The organism is Paraplanobispora takensis, from assembly GCF_016863195.1.
GTDB lineage: Bacteria > Actinomycetota > Actinomycetes > Streptosporangiales > Streptosporangiaceae > Planobispora > Planobispora takensis.
Genome location: NZ_BOOK01000052.1, coordinates 75,584 through 82,464 on the forward strand (window position 1 = coordinate 75,584; position 6,881 = coordinate 82,464).

Below are 6,881 nucleotides of genomic sequence, written 5' to 3' on the forward strand. Positions count from 1 at the left end.
CCCCTCCGAAGGGTGGGCATCTTCCACCCCGAAACCCGGAAAAGGCGGAGGGTGTCCACCTCACACCGGGCGCGGATGGATTGTTACCGTGCTGCTCGTGCGCTTCATCGACGCCCTGTCCGCCGCCCTGCCGCCGAGCCGGATCGTCCTCGACCCCGACGTCATGGCCGCCCACTCCCGCGACCAGGCCGCCTGGGCGCCGCAGGGCCGGGCCGTCGCCCTGGTCAGGCCCGAGAGCGCCGAGCAGGTGCGGGCGGCCGTTGCGGTCTGCGCCGAGCACCGGGTGCCGATCGTGCCGCGCGGCGCGGGCACGGGCCTGTCCGGCGGCGCGAACGCCGTGGACGGCTGCGTCCTGCTGGCGCTGGACGGCATGGACCGCATTCTGGAGATCGACCGGGACGAGCAGCTCGCCGTCGTGCAGCCCGGCGTGGTCAACGACCGCCTGCGGGCGGCGGTCGCCGAGCACGGCCTGTGGTACCCGCCCGACCCGGCCAGCTCGCCGTGGTCCACGATCGGCGGCAACGCGGCCACCAACGCCGGCGGCGTCTGCTGCGTGAAGTACGGCGTGACCCGCGACTACGTCCTCGGCCTGCAGGTGGTCACCGGCACCGGCGAGCTGGTCAGGCTCGGCCGCCGGACCAGGAAGGGCGTGGCCGGCTACGACCTGGCCGGGCTGTTCGTCGGGTCCGAGGGCACGCTGGGCGTGATCACGGAGATCACCGTCCGACTGCTGCGGCCGCCGCGCGACACGCCGAGGACGATCGTGGGCGCGTTCGACTCGCTGGTCGGGGCGGGCAGGGCGGTCGCGGCCACGGCGGCCGCCGGCATCACGCCGAGCGCCCTGGAACTGGTCGACCGCTACTGCCTGCGCGCGGTGGACGACTGGAAGAACATGGGCCTGACCGACCTCGGCGACGTCCTGCTGCTCGGCCGGATCGACACCGGCGACGAGCTGGAGGCCGCCGCGCTGCAGGGGTGCTTCGACGCGGCGGGCGCCGTGTGGAGCACCCGCTCGACCGACGCCGAGGAGGCCGAGGCGCTGTTCTCCGCCCGCAGGCTCGCCTACCCCGCGCTGGAACGGCTCGGGCCGGTGCTGACCGAGGATGTGTGCGTGCCGCGCGGGCTGGTGCCGGAGATGCTCGCCCGCATCGAGCGGCACGCGGAGGCCCACGGCGTGCACATCGCCAACATCGCCCACGCGGGCGACGGCAACCTGCACCCGCTGATCGTCGTCCCGGCCGGGGACGACGAGGCGCGCGCCCGGGCGCAGCGGGCGTTCGAGGCGATCCTCGACGACGCGATCGCCCTGGGCGGCACCGTCACCGGCGAGCACGGCGTGGGCCTGCTGAAGAAGCGGGGTATGCACGCCGAGGTGGGCGAGGACGTGCTGGCGCTGCACCGCGCGATCAAGTCGGCCCTGGACCCGGCCGGGATCTTCAACCCTGGAAAGATCATCTAAGGAGGACGCAGGCATGCCGAGGATCACCAGCGGCGACGGGGTGGAACTGCACTATCTCGACGAGGGGTCCGGGCCCGTCACGGTGCTCGTGCACGGGTACGGCGCGCCCGCCGCGGGCTGGGCCCCGCAGCAGAGCGCCCTGGTCGCGGCGGGCCGGCGGGTGCTGGCCTTCGACCGGCGCTCGCACGGCGAGTCCGGCAACCCCGCGTACGGCCGGCGGATGGCCCGCCACGGCGCCGACCTGGCGGAGTTCCTCGACGCGCTGGACGTACGGGACGCGCTGCTGGTCGGGGCCTCCATGGGCGCCAACGTGATCTGGGCGTACATCGACCTGTTCGGCACCGGCCGGGTACGCGGTGTCGTCAGCGTGGACCAGACCCCCAAGATGATCAACACCGGCGACTGGTCCCACGGCTTCTACGGCCTGACCCCGCAGAACGCCGGCACCTTCTTCGACCACGGGATCCCCGCCACCGGCCGGGGCAACCCGCCCTACACCGAGGAGATCGCCGCACTGGTCGCGGCCTCCCCCGGCCCCGCCCCGGAGACCCGGCCGCTCCTGCGCGACCACGCCTTCCAGGACTGGCGGGACGTGGTGGAGCGGGCGGAGGTCCCCATCCTCTTCCTGGCCGGACGCGACAGCCAGTTCTGGCCGTGCGGGCACGCGAGCGCCGCGGCCGCGCTCAACCCGAAGGCCACCGCGACGGTGATCGACGACTGCGGCCACGTGGTCACATCAGACCAGCCCGAACGGCTGAGCGAGGAACTGGTGGCCTTCGCCAGGTGACCGGTCACGACCCCGGCGGCCGGGACCGGAGCGGGCCCGCCGTGCCCGGCGACCGGGACCGGAACCGGCACGGCCCCGGCGGCCGAGAGCGGAACGGGCCCGCCGTACCGGGACACGAGACCGATCGCCGTGGCCCGGGCGCGTCTGCCATGGCCGGAGGCGGGGCCGGTCACCGTGGCGGGGTGGGCGATCCGGCGCCTTCCGCGGCCGAACTGGCCGTGCTCAACGACCTCGGCAGCCGCCTCACCTCCATCCACGCACCCGACGAGGTGCTGCGCAGGGTGGCGGTGGAGACCCGGCGGCTGCTCGGCGTGGACGTGGCCTACATCATGCTGGCCCGCGCCGACGGCGTGCTCCGCATCGAGGTCGCCGAGGGCACCCTCGGCAACGCCCTGGACGGCATCGAGGTGCCTCGGGGCGTCGGCCTGGGCGGCCTGATCATGCAGACCGGCGAGCCACGATGGAGCGCCGACTACCTGACCGACGGCGAGCTCGAGCATGCGCGCGCGATCGACGCGGCGGCGGCCGGCGAGCGGCTCGGCGGGATCATCGGGGTGCCGTTGCGGGTGGCCGGGCGGGCGATCGGGGTGCTGTTCGCCGCCGCCCGGGGACCGAGGCCGTTCGCCGACCGCGAGGTGGTGCTGCTGTCGTCGCTCGCCACGCACGCGGCGGTGGCCATCCACAACGCCCGGCTGTTCGAGCGCTACCAGCGGGCCACCGACGCGCTGAGCCGATCGGTGGACCTGCACGAGCGCCTGGTCCGCATCGCCACGGGCGGCGGCGGCCCGGCCGAGATCGTCACGGCGCTGGCGGATGCCCTGGGAGCCGAGGTCGTCTTCCTGCCCACGGCCCGCCACGACGGGAGAACCGGTCGTGCGGAACGGCACGGCGGACAGGCCGTGCCTGCGGATCCACGCGGGCAGGCCGTGCCTCCGGTTTCACGCGGGCAGGCCGTACCGTCACCTCCGCACGAGCGGGCCGTGCCTTCGGCTTCATACGAGCAGGTTTCACGTGGGCAGACCGTACATCCGGTCCCGCGTGGGCGAGCCGTACCGGTGCTCGTGGGCGAGGAACCGGTCGGCGAGCTGGTGGTCAGCGGCGCCGATCCCCCCGCCCACCTGGTGGAGACGGGCGCGACCGTGCTGGCGCTGGCCATCGCCACCGAACGGGCGGTGGCCGAGGCCGAGCGACGGGCCCGGGGCGAGCTGGTCGCGGCCCTGTTCGGCGGGCGGCTGGACGAGGCGACGGCCCGGCGCAGGGCCGCGCTGGCCGGAGTGGACCTGGACCACACCGGTTGCGTCGCGGTCCTGTCCCCTCCGGCTCCGGAGGTTGCCGAGCGCCTGTGCCGTGACGGCGGCTGGGCGGCCGAGCACGACGGCCACTCGGTGGTGCTGCTGCCCGCGCACGACGCCGTGGTCGTCCGCGCCCGTCTGCTCGCCCTCGCCCCCGGCATCCCGGCCGCGGCCGTCGCACCCGCCACCGGGCGCGCGGGAGGCGGGCACGCAAGCGGTGACGAGCACGCGGACAGGCACGCGGAAGACGACGGCCATGCAGACAGCCGGCACGCAGGTGGCGGGCATGCGGGCGGCGGTCCGGCGGGGGTACGGCGGGCCTATGAAGAAGCGGTGGGCTGCGTGGCGCTGCTGCGGGCGCTCGGCCGGAGCGGCTGCGCGCTCCCCGACGAGCTGGGCGTCTACCGCGTACTGCTCCGCCAGGCCGGGTCGGGCGAGCTGGAACGCTTCGTCACGGCTACGGTCGGCCCGCTGCTCGCCCACCGCAGATCCGGGGATCTGGTGACGACGGCCGAGACCTATCTGGACCGCTTCCGCCATCACGCCCACACCTGCGCGGCGCTGCACATCCACCCCAACACCCTGTACAAGCGCCTGCGCCGCGTCACCGAACTCCTCGGCCCCGGCTGGGACGGCCCCGGCCGCGCGCTGGAGACCCGTCTGGCCCTGCGCCTGCACCGGCTCGGCAGGGCGCCCGGGTCAACCGGTTGAACCGCGAGAACGGCAGCTGCTAGGAACTGATCGGTCGTACAGGCCGCTACCGATCGGAGCACGTGAATGCTCACTGGGAAACTCGTACGGCTGCGGGCCATGGAGCCGTCGGAAGCCGAGACGCTGTGGCGCTGGAACAACGATCCGGAGGTCGTGCGCTGGATGGGCGAGGGCTATCCGGAATCCCTGGCCCAGATCACCGAGCGGTGCGAGGATCGCAACCGCAATTCCTACGACAATGTCCTCCTCGGGATCGAGACCCTCGACGAGGGACGGCTGATCGGGATCGTCCGGCTGGGCGACACCGAGCCGGAGATCGGCAGCGCCGAACTCGACATCTACATCGGTGAGAAAGACTGCTGGGGCAAGGGCTACGGCACCGACGCCACCCGGGAGATCTGCCGCTACGGCTTCGACAGGATGCGGCTGCACTCGATCGAGCTGTGGGTCGTCGCCGAGAACGAGGCGGCGATCCGGGTCTACGAGAAGGTCGGCTTCTCCAGGGACGGCAGGCGCCGCGACGCGTTCCGCCGTGACGGGAAATGGCACGACATGATTCTCATGACCATGCTGGAGGGCGAGCTGGCCGGTTAGCCCGTTCTCCGGGAAGGCCACCGGAAAACGTGTTGCGCCGGGACGCCCCGGCGCGACACGATCGGTTCACGGAATACCGATGGAAGGACGAAGAATGCGGACTCGACGCCGAATGAGCATGCCCGGGCAGGCTCGCATGTGACGATTGGCGACGTCCCATGCGAGCCGTCCCGGACATGTTCCCGGGGCGGCTCTTCGCATTCCCGGCGGGTGGGGGCGCTGGCGTGCCCGGCGGTTTCATAAGCCGCTTCAGGTGGGTTCGATTCCCACACCCGCCACGGCCCGGTTCCTTTCCCCAGATTTCCCCGGATTTTCCCGAGGACATCCCCGGAGACTTTCCCCGGCTTTCTCCGGGACTTCCTCCGAGGTTTTCTCCGGGCCCGGCCCTCGTGGCGCAGAGGAGAGCGCGCCTGCTTGCGGAGCAGGAGGACGCTGGTTCGAATCCAGCCGAGGGCACCGAGAAACACCAGATAGAAGGCCACTCCCTGAGCACGGGAGCGGCCTTCCTGGTCTTCTGCGTGACTAATACTCCAGCCGCACATTGCGATGTGAGCTGGTACCCGGTCCACTCAGGCCGCTCATGCGCATCACGGCAGGCGCATACGAGTGCAGACGAGTAGGAACGAGTGTGCTCGTAGCCGGATGACAAGCAGACGGCCACCGCTGTGATCATTCAGGTGTGATGGAACTGAAGATCATGCGGTGGCCGCGTTGGCCAGCGTAGAGCACCTGAGCGCTGATCGGCTGCGGCGCGGTCTGGATGACCTGTTCGCCCAGGTGGCGGGCCGGTTCAAGCGGCGGGAGGTACGGCTACGCGCCCGCGCCTGCCTCGGCGGGCTGTTGTCCGGGTTGGAGCGCAAGACCGGCTGGTCGCTGGCCGAGCACGCCGGAGAGGCCACGCCCGACGGCATGCAACGGCTGATGACGAGTGCCCGATGGGACGTCGGCGGGGTCCGCGACGACCTGCGCAGCTACGTCATCGACCGCCTGGGCGACGCCGATGGGGTGCTGGTCGACGACGACACCGGCTTCGAGAAGAAGGGCCTCTGCTCGGCCGGGGTGCAGCGGCAGTACACCGGCACCGTCGGCAAAATCACCAACTGCCAGATCGGGGTGTTCCTCGGTTACGCCACCGTGCGGGGCCGCGCTCTGGTGGACCGGGAACTGTATCTGCCGCGCACGTCCTGGGTCGCTGATGCCGATCGGTGCGCCGCGGCGAAAGTCCCGGCGGCAACGCCGTTCGCCACCAAGCCGCAGTTGCTGCAGGCGATGATCGGCCGGGCAATCACCGCGGGGGTGCCGTTCGCGTGGGTGACGGCCGATGAGGCCTACGGCGACAACGGACCGCTGCGCCGCTTCCTGGAAGCTCAGCGGCTCGGCTACGTGCTGGCGGTGGCCCGCGACCATCAGATCATCACCGGCGCGGGCAAGGTCCGCGCTGACGCCGTCATCACGAAGATCCCCAAGAATGCCTGGCAGCGCCACTCGGCCGGCCCCGGAGCCAAGGGAGAGCGGCGCTATGACTGGGCGCTGATCGCCACCACCAGCCCGGCCCACCGGCTGTTGGTCCGCCGCTCGGTCTCCAGGCCGTCGGAGCTGGCTTTCTATCTGTGTCACAGCCTCGCTCCGGTCCCGCTGATGCGGCTGGTGGCCGTGGCCGGGATGCGCTGGACGATCGAGGAGTGCTTCCAGACCGGCAAGAACGAGGTCGGCCTGGACCATTACCAGGTCCGGCTCTATCCGGCCTGGTATCGCTACATCACCCTGTCCATGCTCGCGCTGGCGTTCCTCGCGGTCGCCCGCGCCGATCTGCTGGACGAGCACGACCAGGCACCCGGCGCACCACACAACGGGACCGCAGAGATCGCGGTGTCCGCCAACGAGATCCGCCGCCTGTTCGCGGCGCTGACCCGGCCACCGTTCGATGAGCAACGCATCCGCCACTGGTCGGCATGGCGGCTACGCCATCAGGGCCGCGCTCGACGATCCCACTACCAGCGACAACGACTCAAAGATCGATAAGTGCGGCTGGAGTACT

Annotated in this window: 5 protein-coding genes and 2 tRNA genes; all 7 read left to right on the forward strand. The window is 71.8% G+C overall.

What is annotated here, in order from left to right:
- The first annotated feature begins 163 nt into the window (after nt 1–163).
- Nucleotides 164–1,459 (forward strand): FAD-binding oxidoreductase, encoded by a 1,296-nt coding sequence (locus Pta02_RS32800; protein WP_203878884.1) that lies wholly within the window; start codon nt 164–166, stop codon nt 1,457–1,459.
- Between the two features lie 13 nt (nt 1,460–1,472).
- A complete protein-coding gene (locus Pta02_RS32805; RefSeq protein ID WP_203878875.1) occupies nt 1,473–2,246 on the forward strand; it encodes an alpha/beta fold hydrolase in 774 nt (257 codons plus the stop codon).
- Nucleotides 2,247–2,428: 182 nt separating this feature from the next.
- Complete coding sequence (locus Pta02_RS32810; protein WP_203878876.1) at nt 2,429–4,249, forward strand: helix-turn-helix domain-containing protein; 1,821 nt, start codon at nt 2,429–2,431, stop codon at nt 4,247–4,249.
- A gap of 66 nt (nt 4,250–4,315) precedes the next feature.
- The gene (locus Pta02_RS32815; RefSeq protein ID WP_203878877.1) at nt 4,316–4,843 is read left to right on the forward strand and encodes a GNAT family N-acetyltransferase; all 528 of its coding nucleotides are present in this window, start codon (nt 4,316–4,318) and stop codon (nt 4,841–4,843) included.
- 205 nt (nt 4,844–5,048) lie between these two features.
- Nucleotides 5,049–5,121, forward strand: a tRNA-Met gene (locus tag Pta02_RS32820).
- Between the two features lie 105 nt (nt 5,122–5,226).
- Nucleotides 5,227–5,299, forward strand: a tRNA-Arg gene (locus Pta02_RS32825).
- A 273-nt stretch (nt 5,300–5,572) separates the two neighbouring features.
- Nucleotides 5,573–6,865, forward strand: a complete 1,293-nt coding sequence (locus Pta02_RS32830) for an IS701 family transposase (protein ID WP_203878885.1) — start codon at nt 5,573–5,575, stop codon at nt 6,863–6,865.
- The last annotated feature ends 16 nt before the right edge of the window (nt 6,866–6,881 follow it).

Bases quoted from the DNA above. Each gene is read 5' to 3' on its own strand.
- Pta02_RS32800 (WP_203878884.1), top strand. From the start codon at position 164: ATGGCCGCCCACTCCCGCGACCAGGCCGCCTGGGCGCCGCAGGGCCGG.
- Pta02_RS32805 (WP_203878875.1), top strand. From the start codon at position 1,473: ATGCCGAGGATCACCAGCGGCGACGGGGTGGAACTGCACTATCTCGAC.
- Pta02_RS32815 (WP_203878877.1), top strand. From the start codon at position 4,316: ATGCTCACTGGGAAACTCGTACGGCTGCGGGCCATGGAGCCGTCGGAA.